Source organism: Nostoc sp. DSM 114167, assembly GCF_052692655.1.
In genome coordinates, this window is the sequence record NZ_CP195116.1 from 8,175,147 (window position 1) to 8,193,026 (window position 17,880).

Consider the following 17,880-nt stretch of genomic DNA (forward strand, 5'->3'; position numbering starts at 1 on the left):
GTAACCAAACAGGTTGTGTTGGTAACGAACGCATAAGTTTTCGTTACTAAGGGATTTGCATTCGTAACCAAACAGGTTGTGTTGGTAACAAATGGACAAGCTGTAGTTACCACGGGAACTTCATTTGTAACGTTGCTGCTGCAAAATTGCTCAAATTCTTCTGAAGAGGATTTTCTTTAAGCTTCGCATCGCACGAGTTGCAACATTATGCTGATGCCAAGCTCGATAGAAATCGGGGTAAGGCATATTCTGGGCGCATTTCCAGGCTAAATCGTAGTTGGCATCATCCAATCGCCAATAACTACTTAAAGCTTTAACTACCGTAATGCGATGCTGATTATCCTGTATAATCTCCCCTAAGTTTAATGCTGCCAGCCTACGGGTGTTGTCATGTACATTATTTGATTGCAACAGTTGTACCAAGGCGACGATCACAATTTTATTGCCAGGGTCGATTTTCTCTAAGCTTTCTGCTGCCTGCAAACGGGTGAATTTATCCACAGTATTTGATTGCAGCAGTTGCACCAAGGCGACGATCACAATTTTATTGCCAGGGTCGATTTTCTCTAAGCTTTCTGCTGCCTGCAAACGGGTGAATTTATCCACAGTATTTGATTGCAGCAGTTGCACCAAGGCGACGATCACAATTTTATTGCCAGGGTCGATTTCCCCTAAGCTTGATGCTGCATGCAAACGGGTGTCGTCATCCACAGTAGTTGATTGCAGCAGTTGCACCAAGGCGGCGATTGCAATTTCACTGCCAGTGCCGATTTTCTTTAAGCTTGATGCTGCCTGCCTACAGATGGAGTAATTCACAGTAGTTGATTGCAGCAGTTGCATTAAGGCGGCGATCGCAATTTCATTGCCAGTGCCAATTTTCTCTAAGCTTGATACTGCCTGCCAACGGGTGGAGTAATTCACAGTAGTTGATTGCAGCAGTTGCACTAAGGTGGCGATCACAATTTCATTGCCAGGGTCGATTTTCTCTAAGCTTTCTGCTGCCAGCCTACGGGTTTCGTCATCCACAGTAGTTGATTGCAGCAGTTGTACCAAGGCGGCGATCACAATTTCATTGCCAGGGTCGATTTTCTCTAAGCTTGATGCTGCCAGCCTACGGGTTTCGTCATCCACAGTAGTTGATTGTAGCAGTTGCACCAAGGCGGCGATCGCAATTTCATTGCCAGGGTCGATTTTCTCTAAGCTTGATGCTGCCAGCCTACGGGTTTCGTCATCCACAGTAGTTGATTGCAGCAGTTGCACCAAGGCGGCGATCGTAATTTCATTGCCAGTGCCGATTTTCTCTAAGCTATATGCTACCCACCTACGGTTTTTGTCATCCACAGTAGTTGATTGCAGCAGTTGCACCAAGGCGGCGATCGCAATTTCATTGCCAGGGTCGATTTTCTCTAAGCTTTCTGCTGCCTGCAAACGGGTTTCGTCATCCACAGTAGTTGATTGCAGTAGTTGCACCAAGGCGGCGATCGCAATTTCATTGCCAGTGCCGATTTTCTCTAAGCTTTCTGCTGCGCGCCTACGGGTTTCGTCATCCACAGTAGTTGATTGCAGTAGTTGCACCAAGGCGGCGATCGCAATTTCATTGCCAGTGCCGATTTTCTCTAAGCTTTCTGCTGCGCGCCTACGGGTTTCGTCATCGACAATAGTTGATTGCAGCAGTTGCACCAAGGCGGCGATCGCTTTTATGCGGTCTGTTTGTTGCAGTGCTGACCTAGCTCCCTCTTGAATTAGATTAGGAAATTTTGTCCAGTTTTGTTTTTTGGTGTTGAAATAACCAAAGCCCCACTTGACAATTTGTGCTACTATTTTATCGGCTTTAGAATAACCTCTAAACTCTGCAATTCCTGCGGTTGCTAAAAAATAGGCGCAATATTCATAAAATCTTTTATCTACATCTTCGCTATTCCAGTCAGTACACCCGTCTTTAAAGTTTACTAAAGCATCGATAAACTCTTGTTTTTGCTGCTTGAGGTTTTCTTCTCGCCCTAGCCAAAGTAATATTGTTTGCCTCCATTGCGATTCAAAGATGCGATAAGTTCCTTGACTGGGATTTTTAGGAACGTGGTTGAGAAAGAAATGCCAGTCATCAATTGCTATAGCAGCAAAGTACTCTTGAAATGAAGCATGAAAGAAAGCGTAAACAAGTTTTCTGTTCGGATCTATCCCGACACAGTTCAACCAGCCGCGATTTAGTGCCAATTTTAGCAGCGACTTTTCATCATCAGCATCTCCTAAAAACTGACTAACAAAATCCTCTCGCAAGCGAAAACGGGTTGCTTCTTTGTCTATTGCTGCTTTAGCTAATTCGCCTAATTTGACATTGAGTTGCTGACGCTGGTCAGAGTTTGTCGCAAATTCATCTTTTTTCCACTTGTAGAAGTCATCGACAAATTGCTGATAGAGTCCCGCTTGAGTATTTGGTAACTTGCCATCTCCTGATTGCCAATTCAAACACAGCAGCGTCAACCGCAAAGGATTTTTCACTAAATCCTGAATTCGTTCCTTACCTGATTCTTTCAACGCAGTACATAACTGCTCCCCCTTTTCTGAATTAGCAGTAAACCATTTATGAATAAATCTCTCTACCTGTTGTGGATAAGAAAAATCTAAACTGCGATAGGTATCAAAATCATCAAGTACATTAGTGCTGCCATCCCACAGATTAACTCGACAGGTCAGCACAATTCGCGCTTGAGAAATTAACCTGACTTCACGGAATTGTCGTGCAATTTCTGTGAGAGGATTACCTGAAGATGCGAACATTTCATCTAACCCATCTAACAGCAGCCAGACATTATTTTGATTAAATAGAGCAACAAAATCATTCTTTAGTTGCTCAGTGGGTTCAGCTTTACCTGTTTTTTCGGCAATCTGAGTTAACCAACTCTCGAAAAGATAAGATTTTAGTTCCTTTTCTCGCAAATCTGCTAAAGATACCCAAATCACAATCGACTGGTGAATCTCACAAGATACCCAATCAGCAATCTGCTGTAAAAGTGTTGTCTTTCCCGCGCCTGGTTCGCCAATGATTGCAATTCGCTTACCTTGACTTTTAGGCGTGTTCTTCTGTTTGAGAACTTCTTCAAGAAAAACATCATGCTCAAATGTTTTGGTGATTTCTGTCTCCTTGTACAGTTCTGAACCCTGTTCTGGAGAAATATCACCTTGAGGCTTGGATGGTTTTTTGCGCTCAAGTAATCCCAGTGGTACGTAAACATCATCAACTTGCAGGGTTACTCCCTCAGTTGATGTCAGAGGATTTGTAGTCAGCTTTCGCCGTTCTGCGAGTATTTCACGGCAGACTTCACGCCAGTCATCGGGAGTTAACTTTGTCCCATCCTCCCCTTGAGACGACTGTAGTCAAATTGTGAAGTTATTAGTTTGGTTATTTATTTGTCCTTGATTTACAACCCCAATTTTTTCTGCTAGCTGCGTCAGATTTTGAATAGTTGGCTGTTGAGACTTGAGGGTATTTTCGATTTCTTGAATTTTTTGAGTGAGTTTTGGTTCGGCTTTTGCTGCTGCTTCCACTTCTACAACAGCTTGAGCAATTTCTGGGTCTGCGTCTGCTGCTGCTTTCAGTTCCAGCACTGCTTGACCATAATCTAATCGCTGCGGTTCATTTCCCTCAACAGCGCTAGTGAGTAATGGCGATTTATTTTTCTGGCGGAGTAATCTTATTAACTTACCACCTAGCGTCCATGTAGCATCACCAATGTTTTCGCCAATTTTCTCCTGTGCTTTAGTCCAAAGTGTAGTTGCGATTGCGGTAGCAACAGCTGTCAGTGTTACAGTTACCATAAATTCACTACAAATTGAGTTTACGTATATTTATTTCAATTTACACAAATATTATGACGCAAAAGCTAGGCGATGATTACTGATATAACTCAGTCTTTTAATCCGCGCAGGTGGTCACTGAGCCTAGTTGAAGTGCGGGTTTTGTATTTCGACTCCGGCTCCATCGAGCGAAGTCGAGATGCTCAACACAAGTCTGTGCAGCCGTGACTTCTAGTCGCCAAGGCAGCAAAAGTTAAAACAAATAGTGCATTAGCCTTTGGCATAACGCACCTAAGAAAATATCTAAAACCTAATTATGAATTAACAATTTTAATTAGAAACTGCCTGTTCTGCAACCGAATGAATTATTTCCTCCAGAGTTTGCAATAACTCTTGCTCGTTATAAGGTTTAGAAAAGTAAGCTCGCGCCCCTAATTGCATAGCTAGTTGCCGATGTTTATTGCTGCTACGAGAAGTCAACATCGCAACGGGAATATTTTTTGTATCAACGTCTGAATTTACCTTGCCTAAAAAGCCATAACCATCAAGGCGAGGCATTTCAATATCGCAAATTACTGCCTCCACTTTTAATCCACTATGGAGTTTTTCTAAGGCATCTTGACCATCTTTAGCTTGCTCTACTTGATAACCTCCTTTTTCAAGAGTTAGAGCTAAAAAGCGGCGTACATTAATCGAATCATCTACAATTAAAATTGTACCTTTCTGCTTAATAGATGCTGCTGATATTTTCTCTTCATCAAATATCAGGAACGGTGTCTTTAACCTTGCTGATGGTAATTGAGTGCCTCTGGGAGTCCGTTGATTTGTAGCAATCCAATACAGCAACTCATTAACATTAACTAGTGGTACTACTCGACCATCACCGAGAATTGTACAGTTGCTAAAGCCTTCAGGTAAAGGTATATTTCCTTCAACTTGGCGAATCGCAACTTCTTGTTCGCCCCAGCAACGATCTATTTGGATTGCGACTGGCTGATTATTACCTTTGACTACTAACACACTATTAGTACTAATGGCTGCCGGAATTTCCAACTCTGCGCTATCGTAGCGTAGGCAATTAAACTCTAAATAACGATTTAAGCGAATCAGTGGCAGCATGGTTCCTTGCCAATTTAAAACTTCGCTACCAGCCATTTCAAAAACTCGCTCGTCTTGAAGTAAAGATATTTCTGAAATGACATCTGTGGGAAATGCTAATAGAATTTTGTTGATTTCTACCAGCAAAACTCGTGCAACGGAAAGTGTAAACGGTACTGATAAAGTGAAGGTAGTACCAACTCCTGGTTCGGTATCAACTTTCACATCTCCTCGAATTAGTTTGAGGTTATTGCGAACCACATCCATACCGACACCGCGGCCAGATAATGCTGTGACTTGCTCGGAGGTAGTAAAACCTGGTTCAAAAATTAGTGATAATAGTTCTTCATCACTAGCATTAGCGAGTAAAGAAGCATCCAATCCCATAGTTAGGGCGCGGGTGCGAATTTTCTCCAGAGAAATGCCCCAACCATCATCACGGATAGTAATGATAGTGCGATTACTGCGATGAGTAGCTGTAATTTCAATTAATCCTTGTTCTGGTTTTCCTAAAAGGCGACGCGTGGCAGAGTCTTCGATACCATGATCGAAAGCGTTCCTTAACAAATGCATTAAAGGTTCGTTTAAAGCTTCTAAAATGCTGCGTTCAATTAAAGTGTTGCCACCTTCGATTTTTAACTGAACATTTTTGCCATACTCGACATTTAAATCGCGTATAGCTCTCGGAAAACGTTCGATTAAATCAGACAGCGGTCGCATTCGGATGTGATTTAGCTTGGTTTGTAACTGTTTTGATGTTTTGTTTAGTTTCCGAGCAATATGGTCTGTATCATCTACACTGAGTTGCACATCTGTTGTGACTTCCTGTACCTGAACAATGGTTTCCATAACTTCCTGCGATCGCAGGTTTAATTCGTTATAGCGATCCATTTCTAAGGCATCAAATTCGGTGTTTGGATTTTGTAGTTGCTGGGCATTTTCAGCTTGTAGATGCGTCCCATTAAACATGGTAGCTTGAGTGGAAATCTTATCAGAGACTATACGTAATTCCTGGTTTTCGCGGTCGAGAATTTGAACTCGCTGGTTGAGGTTGCGAACGAGTTTGCGTAATCTTTCTAGTTGTGAGTTTAAGCCATTTCGCTGAACAATCAGTTCGCCAAATAAATCATTAATTTGCTCTAACTGTTTGCTAGGAACTCGGACGCTATTTTCATGAATTTCTCGTTCTTTAGCAACGGCAACTGCTTCTCCTTTACCTTCGCTCAATTTGCCATCTGGAGGATTCTCTTCTTTAGCAAAGATTGTATTATGCTCGGTGACATTGACAGCATTTACATCCTCAGCAAATTCTGCATCTACAAATGTAAAATTGGCTGCGACACCTGCGGTGGGCTGCGCCAACTCTTCATCTTTCACCCAAGTTTCTGGAGTTATCTCTGCTTGCCAAACCGCTGTTGACGCTACATCTGTAGGGAGAAGTTGTGGTGTCACTTCTGCTGGTAATAGCGGTAGGGATTGCGAACTTACCAAGTCAATGGCTGTAGGTAAGTTATCTAGCTGATTTGTCAGCACCAAAGCTTGCGATCGCCGCCATGCTTGCAATGCTAACTGGGCAATTTCGGGAATGCGTTCTCTACTAACAGTTTCCAAATGCTGCGTTACCGACTCACAAAGCTTGCTAAAAGCTTGCAACTGAAGCATTTCTCCCAAACCGCCTAATTCAGCTGCCAGAATCGCAATATTTTCATGCAATCCGGCTTGTTCGCTATCTGCCAATATAGATTCTAGACGTTGCAAACACTCTTCTACTTCTGTGGCAAATAGCAAAGGGATAACGTCTTGCCCGTCCTCTGGGGATAGCATAGTTGAGGCATCTTCTGGGGTGGGGTCGCCCAAGCGATCGTGCAACTCATCGAAGATGGGATAACAAAAAGTTGCTAACCACTGATCTTCGACAACATTCCCTTCTGCAAGCAATTCGACAATTTGACGCAGCCAGTCAACTCCAGATAGCAATAAACTTTGCAACTGAGTATCGATTTCTAAAGAATTTTTTTTGGTTTTTAAAACTTTAAAAGAATCTTCCAGACGGTGAGATAAATCACTTAGCGATTTAAATCCCATCATTCCCGCACCACCTTTAATAGAATGAGTGGCCCGGAGTGCAGCATTGATTTTATCCAAATCGATGCGATTACTAGTATCGATTTCCAGCAATACCCCTTCTAAGGTATTTAAGTAATCCGTTGCTTCTTCCAGAAACTGCATCTGGATTTCTAATTCTTTGTCTTGTAGCATGGTTTTTGTCCTTAGTCATTGGTCATTGGTCATTAGTCACTTGTACTGAGTTTCGACTGCGCTCAACTACCGCGAAGCCGAAGTATTGGTCATTGGTCATTGGTCATTAGTCACTTGTACTGAGTTTCGACTGCGCTCAACTACCGCGAAGCCGAAGTATTGGTCATTAGCCTTAGTAAAAGGACAAAGGACAAATGACAACGGACAAATAATAAAAGTCATTAGTCATTGGTAAAATGACAAAGGACAAAGGACAAAGGACAAGTGACAAATGACAAATGACAAATAACAAATAACAAATGACAAACATTAACTAACTTTGAAAGCCTCGACAGTCTCTTGCAACTGCTGGGAAATATCCACAGTTTGTTGCAGAGATTCAGAAACTTGGCGAGAAGAATCGCTGCTACGTTGTGATATAGCAGCGATATCTTTCATCAATTGGCTAACACTTTGGGATGTTTCAACCTGAGATGCAGTCGCGGTAGAAATCGACTGTACTAAGGAGTCAATTTGAGAAGATACATCCAAAATTTCACTCAGACTTTGTTTAGCTTCCTCCACAATTCGAGTACCTTCTACGACTTGGGTAGTGCCTATTTCCATTGCTTGCACCACTTCACTGGTTTCTCGTTGAATATTTTCAACAATTTGTTCAATTTCTTGGGTTGCGGCGGCACTCCTAACTGCTAGTTCGCCGACTTCTTCAGCTACTACGGCAAAACCTTGACCTTCTTCACCTGCACGTGCTGCTTCGATGCCGGCGTTAATGGCAAGCAAGTTGGTTTGAATCGCAATTTGGTTAATCAAAGAAACCACGCGAGAAATTTGTTGCGAAGACTCTCCCAAACGTTTCACTTTCTTAGCAGTTTCACCCACAGTTTCCCGCAAAGAGAGGATATTTTGTACTGTCAAATCCATCGCGTGTCCGCTATTGGTGGCGGTGTGAGCAGCATGGTTAGCAATGAAGGCAGCTTTTTCGGCACTTTCGGCTACGGCTTTCATGGATTGGGTCATTTGGTCAACAGCATCAAGGGTGCGGTTGATTTCAGCAGCTTGGGTTAGTGCTTCTTCTGCTAGGTGGCGGATGGCTCCTTCGTTAGAGCCAATGGCACTATTTACATGGATGGCAGCTTGTTTAACTTGGGTAACAATATCCCGGAGGCTTTCCACAATGGAGTTGAAGAAGTCGGCAACAGTACCAATCTCCCCAGCAGTTACGTCTGCACGCACTGTCAAATCGCCTCTGGCTGCACCTTCTACGTCGTTGAGTAGTTGTAAAAGTTGTTGTTGCAGTGTTTCGTCTGACCCACTTATAGTTACATTTCTGACTTTTTCGATCTCTTCTAATAACTTGGCTTGTTCTAAGGCATAGCCGACTTGAATTGCTATCTGTTGAAACAAGTCAATTTCCGGCTGTTGCCAAACACAAGGAGTTTCGCAATGATGAGCAATTAATAAGCCTAAAAGTTTTTCTTGGGCAAGAATCGGTACAATTAAATGACTTTTGACAGCAAATTTTTCCAACAGTTGCATGTAACTGTCTGCATTTTTCAGGCTTTGGTCTTGATGAATATCGGCAACTGCTTGCACTTGTTCATTGCGATCGCTTTCTAGATAATGTTCCTTAAAATAAGGGTCGTCAATTTGCACTCCCAGCATTTTGGGCCAATTATCAGTTCCCGATTCCGCAACGACAACGCCAGTCAAAGTACCTGGATTCAAACTATAAATGATTACCCGGTCTGTTTTGAGAATTTGCTGAACTTCTTTGACTGCTGCGTGATATATATCTTCAGTTTTAAGAACTTTCCGAATCCGTAAGGTAATATCTGCTAGTAATTTTGTCCCTTCAACGTCTAGTTCCTGCTGCTGTTCTTTAACTAAGACCTGCAATTGTTCAGCCATCAGGTTGATATTTGCACTCAATACCCCTAATTCGTCTTCTCTTTCAATTTCCAGACGGGTATTAAATTTACCTTGACCTAGTTTTGCTAATGCCGCAGTTGCATTGAGAATTGGTAGTGTAGTCAGTTTAGCTAACCGAGATGCGATCGCACCTACAATCAATGCTGTCACTGCTGTACCGATGGCTATAGTCCACAACAATTGTCTTTGCGGCTCAAATACAGTTGCGGTATCTGTAGCTAAAAGTACCTGCCAGTTTAAATCAGGTAAGCCATCTAAGGTACTAGCTGGTACATAGCTGACTAGTTCTTGTTTTTTGTGAGTTTTCGGAACTTCTATAAAACTATTTACCTTTTTAGCTGCTAGCAGTTTAGGTAAATTAGAATACTCTGCCTTGGCCTGTTTCCCCAATAATTCCTTTTGGGGACTCAAGAAAACTGTTCCCGAAGCATCAAGCAAATAGTATTGTTGTCCGTTGGCTGCGTAGTTTTTGGTAACTTCCTCTAAAGATTTTACGGGCATACGTGCTTGTACCACGCCAATAGTTTGGCCCGTCCTAGTTTCTTTCACAGGTGCAGCTAGATAAATACTCACGACACCTGTATTTTTTGCTGCTTCCGGTTGGCTGATGACAGGAGTATCTTTTTGTAAAGCGTCTTGAAAATAGGTGCGGTCTTTTTGATTTTCCAGGGGTTCGCCTGTGGACTGGACAATCAAGTTACCTTGGCGATCGAAAACAGCAATACTGTCATAAGCTTTGTAGGCTTCGACAACCCGATCTAAGACTGCTTGCTTTTCTTGAGTACTAATACTAGCTTGAGAATTTGTCAAAAATAGCAAGTTTGATATTACCTGAATATCACCGTAGCGTCCCAGCATAAAGCGGTTAACTTTATCACTCAATCCAGTGGCTTCGGCTTGTTGAGATTGAGTAATTTGCTTAGTAATGGATTTGTTGGCCAAACCAAAAGCGATCGCACCGATGCCCAAAACTGGTATTGTACCAATTGCGATCGCCAAAATAGTCGCTTTCTTAACCAATCCCAGCCTGGTAAAATAGGCAATCCCCTGATTCCAAGAAGAATTATTAGCACTTTCAGTAGTCAGCTTAGTTGGTAGCTTTACTACAGTTCCAATGGCTTTTTGAGATGAAATCAGCGATGCTCGATTTTGAGCGCTGTTACCTTGATTCGTGTTAGTTTTATTAAACATAAAAGTAGTTCTCCTAAGTATGTGAATAAGAACACTAAAAATCTTTTTTAGAAAGAATTCAGAACTCAGGAGTCAGAAGTCAGAATTTATTATAGTTTGGTATGAATAGTAAAATTATTTCCTCCTGATTCAACTATTCTGACCGGAGCTTTCGGAGTCTCCGGCTCCGCTCCTGAATTCTGACTCTTGAATTCTTTTTTAGTAGTAAAATCTAATCACTGCGGAGAATAGAAGATTGCACAATCGCCTGTGCATCTAATACCAGTAATATTTCTTCCTGTTGCACAACGCACCCACATAAATAAGGAACTAAACTGGATGTCACTTGTCCGATAGGAGAATGAATATCATCAACTATGAACTTGGTTGTACCTTTTATTTCTTGTACAACTAATCCCAACACTAATGATTCCACTTGGATAACGATCGCATTGTATTGTCGCAGTCGATAATCTAGGGATTCTAAATTGAGCATTCTTGGTAAATCAACTACCCAAATTATCCGACTCCGCCAATTCATTAATCCTAATATGCAGGATGGCATATTCGGTATTGACGTAATAGATTCAACAGGGACAAGAATTGCTTCTTGTGTATGCTTCATTGATAAAACAGCAGTAGTTTGTTGATTTAGCTGAAACTTCAGATAACTATCTGCTAAATTATTTGGGATTGGTTTTGAAGAAAGAGTAATGTTTGTACTGGTCATTGATTCAAATTACCATTGATTTAATAGTACGTAGGAGATGTTCGCGGGTGTAAGGTTTAGTTATATAGGCATCTGCACCTTGTCTCATCGCCCACAAACGATCGATTTCTTGATTTTTGGAACTACAAACCACAATCGGCACTTTTGCAGTAATTGGATTTCTTCTCAGAGAACGACACAATTCAAATCCACTCATTTCTGGCATTACTACATCAGTAACGATCGCATCTGGTTTTTCTAACACAGCTTTTTCTAAACCCTCTTTTGCACCACTTGCTTTAATTACGTTGTAACCACTCTCTTTGAGATAATGGCTCATTAATTCCAATTCGCTGGGAGAATCTTCTACAATCAAAATTGTGCCAAGCAAAGTCAGGCTCACTATCAAATCTCCTAAAACAATAAATTAAACATATTTTGTTATTTTTATTTGCCTTATTTCAATCAACCAAGATGCTTAAAAACCATTTTTAGCAATTCTGATTGTGTAAAAGGCTTGGTTAAATATCCTGAGGATCTGACCATTTTAGCTTTTGCCCTGTCGATAAATCCTGTTCTACCAGTCACCATAACGATCGGTGTATTTTTAAAAGCTGAATGTTTACGTAATAAAGAACATAGCTCATAACCATCCAAACTTGGCATTTCAACATCTAGCAAAATTAGATCGGGCTTACTCCGTAGAATTTGCATTAAAGCTTTTACCGGATCGTTGATTGTTACAACTGTAAATGTGTTTTCATCTAAAAAGTGTTTAATAGAATTCAAAACAGTTTGGCTATCATCAATGCAGGCAATTGTATATAGTTTTTTGCCAACATTGGACTGAGGATTTTTATTAGTTTCCGGAAGCTCAAAATTGATTGGAATTGGCAAGTTTTGCCCAATCTTTATTTGCAACTGTGGCTGAACTTGAGACGATTGTGTTGTAGAAAAAACTTGAGAACTCCCACCAGCCGGAATTGATGACTGAATATTTTGCCGATTTCGTAACTGTTTTTGACAGTGTTCAACAAGCAACCTTAAATCCAGGTGACAGAACTTTGGTAGTTCATCCAAAGAGCTTTCTGGACTAAATTCATAGCTACCTTCTTTTAAACACAGAAATGATTCCATTACTTCTTTTGCTAATTCGTCTATCAGGTTTCCTGCTTGCACAGAGGTAATATAGTCCTGATTTACTAACCAACAAATAGCTTGGTAATCTGCATTTGGTATTGATTGATATTCATCCTTTGTCTCAAACATCAGCCGCATCTGTACGCGAGTGGCGCTGTTGAGAGCAGGAATTTGCTGACTCAAGCGCCGTAAGTGACTGTCAAGGCGCTCAAATAGTTTATCTGAATAGGAGGCATAAGTAAGTTTACCGTCCTCTAGATAGATTGACCAAGAAACTATCCCGGTAAATACGCTTAAGCAACCCGTAGCACGCCGACTTGTTAATTGTGCCAACAGAGATAGCGGATGTAGTTTCTGGAACAACCTGTAGCTACCTATAGGAGTTGTGCTCATTTTGCTTTTACTTCAGCTAAAATTCGATACGTGTAAGCTAAATTCGTGTAAAGTTATTCCACAATCAAAATCAAGTAAAAAGCATTAAACTTTTGGATTTTAAAGTACATCAGTTTACATCTAGGTTTGTGGTGAAACTCAACGATAGTAGCGTTATTTTCAGATGAGCAAATCTTAGTAAATTCGTAAATTGTGATTAATCTACTTAGTGTTACTGAGATTTATCAACATCTTTCGAGAAATAAGACATAAAAATGTCAAGACTAGATGAAGCCACTTTCCATTGAGTAACCCCAATCTGACCACAGGAATAATACTGATTTTATTAATGGCGCTCTCTTTGAGCTTCTGTATTTACACTTAGTTAAAATTTATTTTTTAAACAAGTAAGGACTGAATGAAGCCACTTTGCATCGAGTAACTTCAAATTGACCACAGTAACAACACTTATTTATTGAAAGCAATAAATGTATTTTTTGTTATTTGTATTTAAGAAATTAGATGAAACAGAATGCAAAACTTATTTTTTGCAGAGTGTTTTATCGCCGAGAATAGGTATTGAAAGTTCTCAGAATGGTACGTTATGTCCCTAACACATCCTACCTACGAAAATTGTAGGTTATTAAATCCATTAGGACTTATGCACTTTGACACATTTACTATCATTTGGAGAATAGACTTATTAAGTTAAAAGTCTTTCCCTGTCTTGTTCACAGGCGCATTTTACCACAAACAAATTTTCAAATACCCTCTTGTATTTGAAGCTATGCTGGCGAAACATATTTTTTTATTTAAGCAATATTTAAATAGGCTGGTAACTATTCTTGAACTTTTAACTCAAGTGTAAGTACCAGCCTAGATAAGGCAATTTAATTTATCAAAAGTGCGGATGAAAGGACTTGAACCTTCACTCCTTTCGGAACTAGAACCTAAATCTAGCGCGTCTGCCAATTCCGCCACATCCGCATCAGTTTACTATCATACCATAAGAAATTATTTTTGGGAATAAGGAATGGGGAAGAAGCAGAGGAGGCAGGGGTAGATTAAGAAGAAATTCTTATCGGGGCAATGGAAAGAATAAAAAATTACATCTTTCCCCTCTGCTCTCTGCTTTCTACCCCTCTGCCTCTTCTCCATGCCCCATGCCCAATTACATAACTGCAACGCGAGGCAGACGATGCTTGAATCCACAGAGAATTTCCCAAGAAATAGTGTTTAATTGTTTTGCCCAGTCGTCCGCTGAAATTTGTTCTTTTCCCTGTTCTCCTAATAAGGTGACTACTTCTCCTTCTTGGATATTGGGTATGGCACTTACATCCAGCATTAACTGATCCATTGTAATTGTCCCAATTTGCGGCACGCGCTGACCGCGAATTAACACCTGCATTTTGTTGGAAAGACTGCGAGGAACGCCGTCAGCATAGCCAATTCCCACAACAGCGAGGCGAAGTTCGCGCGGGGCAATAAATTTATGACCATAGCTAACAGCTGTTCCTGCGGCAATTGTTTTAACTTGGGTGACTCTTGCTTTGAGTTGCAAAACAGGCTTGAGATCGATCGCATTTTGTAAATGCGGTGCTGGATAGAGTCCGTAAACGGCTAAACCTACACGCACCATATCGTAGTGTAATGCTGGATTTGTAAGTGCGGCAGCTGAGTTTGCCAAGTGCAGGCAAGGTACTTCAATTCCCATTGCTTTGATTTGAGCGATCGCATCCTCAAATCGTTTATGCTGTTCTTCCATTGCCGTGGTATCGGGATCGTCTGCTGTCGCTAAATGAGAATAAATACTGGCAATAGATAGATGTGGTAATCGCTGCACTAATTGCACAAATTCGCCTGCTTGCCGCCAATCAGTCCCCAACCTAGACATTCCCGTGTCTAATTTAATGTGTACGGGCACTGGAGAACCATGATTCATCGATTCTAAGGTATCAGAAAATACTAAAGCTTGTTTAGGGCTACAGAGTGTGGGCTGAAGTTTCCATTGGGCGATCGCATGAATCTGCTCGAGTGTATGAGTTGCCCCTAAAATCAAAATGGGCGCTTGAATCCCGCCTTCTCGCAATTGAATAGCTTCTGGAACTGTAGCTACTCCCAGGCAACTAGCTCCCGATTGGATGGCAATTTGAGCGACTGTTACCGCTCCATGTCCATAGGCATCAGCTTTTACTACTGCCATTAACTGGGTACGCGGCGATAAAAACTGCACCAGTTGCTTGACATTGGACGACAACGCCTCTAAATCAATTTCTACCCAAGCTCGTTGCGAAAACCACGCGTAGGTATCGCACTGCTGATTAGGAACTATACCAGGGATTTGTTTGCGACTTAACATTTGTACTGACTCCTATCCCGCCACGGCTAAACTTGCAAATTATCTATCTATACACGCTTTTAAAAGCGAGATCAGATTAAATAGGAAGTTTAACCTTCAGATTGGAATTGATACAAGATGTTACTGTGCTAAAGTAAAAGTTATGAGTTATGAGTTATGAGTTATAAGTTATGAGTTAAAAGTAAATCTTACAGCTCAATCTTTCACTCCGTTCTTCTCAACGAGACGCTGCGCGATTGCGTCAGTCTAAGTAATAATTTTAATTAAGTAATAAATTTGACTTTCCAACTCCTAACTCTTAACTCCTAACTCTTAACTCCTCACTGCTAACTTAATTTTCAAATTCTCTCGAAAGTATAATTTCTTCTCATCTCCCTAGCAGGGTGTATTTGTGTTAATATATTGTAAAACTCATACCCTCAGCGCAAATAATGGGGAAGGTTTTAGTCTTAAACGCCTCTTACGAACCTCTCAATATAACGAGTTGGCGTCGTGCTGTAGTTCTTTTAATCAAGGGCAAAGCAGAACGCGTGGAACACAACGGTAAATTTCTGTACACGGATTTCCCGTTGCCGACCGTGATCCGGTTGCGTCATTATGTACGCGTTCCTTATAAAGAAATCCCTTTAACTCGCCGAAATATATTGCACCGTGATGGTCATGCCTGTCAATACTGTGGTTACACAGGGGATGAATTGACACTAGACCATGTAATACCGCGATCGCGCGGCGGAGGCGATACTTGGGAGAATATTGTTACCGCTTGTGTCCGTTGCAATGTCAAAAAAGGCAGTCGGACTCCCCACGAAGCTCACATGCCTTTGCGTCATCCCCCGCGCCAACCTTATAGCAGTCTCTATTTCGAGGTCAGCAAACATCTTAAGAGTGGACTGCATACAGAGTGGCAAAAGTATGTTATAGGTCTTTGAGCAAAAAACACAGGAGCAAAGGAGAAAGGAGAAATACCCTCTTTCTTTGGGAGATAGCCAATAACTTTAGTTTTGGAGTTTTAAAAAATTGGTGGCTATAGGCTTGCAACAAAGGTAATTGCATCAACTATCAAGCTTTTAAGTTTGTTGTATGTATATAGAGTTTCCCCTTTCCTCTTTACTTCCCTATGTATTCTGCCCTTTTCCATTGGATTTTACTCGAAATTTTCAGAATTTTCAAAAGGGATACAAAACAGACGTTGTTCATCAAAAATAATTGTTAATTGCTCAATAGTCACAATAATGAGAATATTAAGCATAAGAATATTTCAAATCTCAAGGACTAATTCTAAAGTGTAAGATAGAAAGTATACCCTAAGTTAGATAAAAATCTCCCTGATTGAATTTACGAAAGAGAACAAAACTCCTCAAACATATTTGTGCTGCCAGATACAGCCCAATATCGTCAACTTCCTTGCTGTATCCCCTTTAGTGGAAGTTAGTTGATTGTTGAGCACTGTTACTGACAAGAAATATACTTAGATGTATAGTGCAATGTCTTGAGATTTTTGCGAAGATCGTAATTAATGTGGCTAAATTCAGGGAATTGCTGCTCGTAGTATTTCTGAATTAAAGGAGCCTCACACTTTAAAAAAAGTTCCCTATGTACTTTAATTCTCCCGTTACTCAGTTTGAGAGTTTGTCGTTGACCACAGAGCCAAACCCAGAGGAACCTGAAATCGAGAAAGCGCCAGTGGAAGTTGCATTTAAAAGTCCGTCATTACCGCCATCGGTAGGTGATGGAGCTATATATCTCAGTAACCGTGGTAACTCTCTAGCACAACAAAAGTCAGAAGAACTGCAAAGAACCCTTTTGGCACACCGACACGATCGCCAACTGGTAATTCTGCAAGATTTTCCTGACCCTGATGCCCTTTCCTGTGCCTGGGCTTATCAGTTAATTGCCCAGCAATATGATATCAAATGTGAAATAATTTATGCTGGCGCATTGAGCCATCAAGAAAATATTGCCTTGGTAAGGCTGACTAATTTACCTATCCAACGCTGGACAACCCAAACCTTGAAAACAAAAGATTTGTCATCTTATCAAGGTTTTGTATTAATTGACAACCAGGGAACAACTTCACAACTACTGTCAACAGTGCAGCAAGCTGGAATCCCTCTAGTGGTACTCGTCGATCATCACAGCATCCAAGGCGATCTGCAATCAGAGTTTGAGGATATCCGTCCTTATGTAAGAGCGACGGCAACAATTTTTACTCAATACCTCCAAACAGGATTATTGGCATTAGATAGCAGCATAAATCAACACGTCAAATGTGCTACTGCCTTGATGCATGGCTTGCGATCGGATACAGATCGGCTCATGCAAGCGCAAGAAGAAGACTTTATGGCAGCAGCGTATTTAAGCCGATTTTATGACGCCCAACTGCTGAATGCCATTTTACAGGCCAACCGTTCTAAGCGGGTAATGGATGTGATCGAGCGATCGCTGAAAAACCGCATCGTCCAAAATAACTTTTCCATTGCCGGTGTTGGTTATCTCCGCTACGAAGACCGCGATGCCATCCCCCAAGCGGCTGATTTTCTCGTTACCGAAGAAAACGTCCATACCGCCGTAGTTTACGGCATTGTTCACGATGAAGACGAAGAACTGGAAATAGTCATCGGCTCCCTGAGAACCAGTAAACTCACGCTTGACCCCGATGAATTCATTAAAGAAGCATTTGGACAAGATAGTGCAGGGCGCTTTTTCGGCGGTGGAAGAACAAGCGCAGGTGGCTTTGAAATCCCAATGGGCTTCTTATCTGGCAGTAACGAAAATTCCGCTTATGCGAAAATGAAATGGGAAGTATTCGACGCTCAAATTAAGCAAAAACTGTTGAGGTTAGTTAACCCCAGAGATAATCCGATTCAGTCGGAGTAGAGACATATCAAGGAGACGCAAAAAACTCCTAAGTAATGCAGCAGTCAAAGTGTTTATTCAGATAGTATACCTTCCCGATTTTTGATAAAAGTCGGGAATTTGAGTTTTATCAAGAATGCTGAACTAAATCAAAGTTAACTTGCGCCTACCTATTTATTTGTGAAGAAGGAGC

General features: G+C 41.2%; 10 protein-coding genes and 1 tRNA gene. 2 read left to right on the forward strand and 9 right to left on the reverse strand.

The features are described from left to right. Positions 1-150 precede the first annotated feature (150 nt). The 9 genes from NSTC731_RS34560 to alr form a co-directional block, all read right to left on the reverse strand. Positions 151-3,306 (reverse strand): HEAT repeat domain-containing protein, encoded by a 3,156-nt coding sequence (locus NSTC731_RS34560; protein WP_445632243.1) that lies wholly within the window; start codon positions 3,304-3,306, stop codon positions 151-153. Between the two features lie 69 nt (positions 3,307-3,375). Beyond that, a complete protein-coding gene (locus NSTC731_RS34565; RefSeq protein WP_445628877.1) occupies positions 3,376-3,816 on the reverse strand; it encodes a hypothetical protein in 441 nt (146 codons plus the stop codon). A 309-nt stretch (positions 3,817-4,125) separates the two neighbouring features. Next, a complete protein-coding gene (locus tag NSTC731_RS34570) occupies positions 4,126-7,152 on the reverse strand; it encodes a response regulator (RefSeq protein WP_445628878.1) in 3,027 nt (1,008 codons plus the stop codon). Between the two features lie 309 nt (positions 7,153-7,461). After that, complete coding sequence (locus NSTC731_RS34575) at positions 7,462-10,272, reverse strand: methyl-accepting chemotaxis protein (RefSeq protein ID WP_445628879.1); 2,811 nt, start codon at positions 10,270-10,272, stop codon at positions 7,462-7,464. Between the two features lie 211 nt (positions 10,273-10,483). Next, a complete protein-coding gene (locus NSTC731_RS34580) occupies positions 10,484-10,981 on the reverse strand; it encodes a chemotaxis protein CheW (RefSeq protein WP_445628880.1) in 498 nt (165 codons plus the stop codon). 4 nt (positions 10,982-10,985) lie between these two features. Then, on the reverse strand, positions 10,986-11,363 hold the full coding sequence (locus tag NSTC731_RS34585; RefSeq protein ID WP_322713717.1) for a response regulator: 378 nt from the start codon (positions 11,361-11,363) through the stop codon (positions 10,986-10,988). A gap of 62 nt (positions 11,364-11,425) precedes the next feature. Beyond that, on the reverse strand, positions 11,426-12,493 hold the full coding sequence (locus NSTC731_RS34590) for a response regulator (RefSeq protein WP_445628881.1): 1,068 nt from the start codon (positions 12,491-12,493) through the stop codon (positions 11,426-11,428). An 884-nt stretch (positions 12,494-13,377) separates the two neighbouring features. Beyond that, a tRNA-Leu gene (locus NSTC731_RS34595) sits at positions 13,378-13,459 on the reverse strand. 184 nt (positions 13,460-13,643) lie between these two features. Further along, positions 13,644-14,831 carry an alanine racemase gene (alr, locus tag NSTC731_RS34600; protein WP_445628882.1) on the reverse strand — a complete coding sequence of 396 codons (1,188 nt, stop codon included), beginning with the start codon at positions 14,829-14,831 and terminating at the stop codon, positions 13,644-13,646. Between the two features lie 431 nt (positions 14,832-15,262). Here alr and NSTC731_RS34605 point away from each other — a divergent pair, with 431 nt between their 5' ends. Next, positions 15,263-15,760, forward strand: a complete 498-nt coding sequence (locus NSTC731_RS34605; protein ID WP_094349059.1) for an HNH endonuclease — start codon at positions 15,263-15,265, stop codon at positions 15,758-15,760. A 664-nt stretch (positions 15,761-16,424) separates the two neighbouring features. Further along, on the forward strand, positions 16,425-17,708 hold the full coding sequence (locus NSTC731_RS34610) for a DHH family phosphoesterase (RefSeq protein WP_445628883.1): 1,284 nt from the start codon (positions 16,425-16,427) through the stop codon (positions 17,706-17,708). The last annotated feature ends 172 nt before the right edge of the window (positions 17,709-17,880 follow it).

Excerpts from the sequence above, each read along its gene's own strand:
- NSTC731_RS34590 (WP_445628881.1), bottom strand. The coding sequence starts at position 12,493 with ATGAGCACAACTCCTATAGGTAGCTACAGGTTGTTCCAGAAACTACAT.
- NSTC731_RS34605 (WP_094349059.1), top strand. The coding sequence starts at position 15,263 with ATGGGGAAGGTTTTAGTCTTAAACGCCTCTTACGAACCTCTCAATATA.
- NSTC731_RS34610 (WP_445628883.1), top strand. The coding sequence starts at position 16,425 with ATGTACTTTAATTCTCCCGTTACTCAGTTTGAGAGTTTGTCGTTGACC.
- alr (WP_445628882.1), bottom strand. The coding sequence starts at position 14,831 with ATGTTAAGTCGCAAACAAATCCCTGGTATAGTTCCTAATCAGCAGTGC.
- NSTC731_RS34580 (WP_445628880.1), bottom strand. The coding sequence starts at position 10,981 with ATGACCAGTACAAACATTACTCTTTCTTCAAAACCAATCCCAAATAAT.
- NSTC731_RS34570 (WP_445628878.1), bottom strand. The coding sequence starts at position 7,152 with ATGCTACAAGACAAAGAATTAGAAATCCAGATGCAGTTTCTGGAAGAA.
- NSTC731_RS34565 (WP_445628877.1), bottom strand. The coding sequence starts at position 3,816 with ATGGTAACTGTAACACTGACAGCTGTTGCTACCGCAATCGCAACTACA.
- NSTC731_RS34575 (WP_445628879.1), bottom strand. The coding sequence starts at position 10,272 with ATGTTTAATAAAACTAACACGAATCAAGGTAACAGCGCTCAAAATCGA.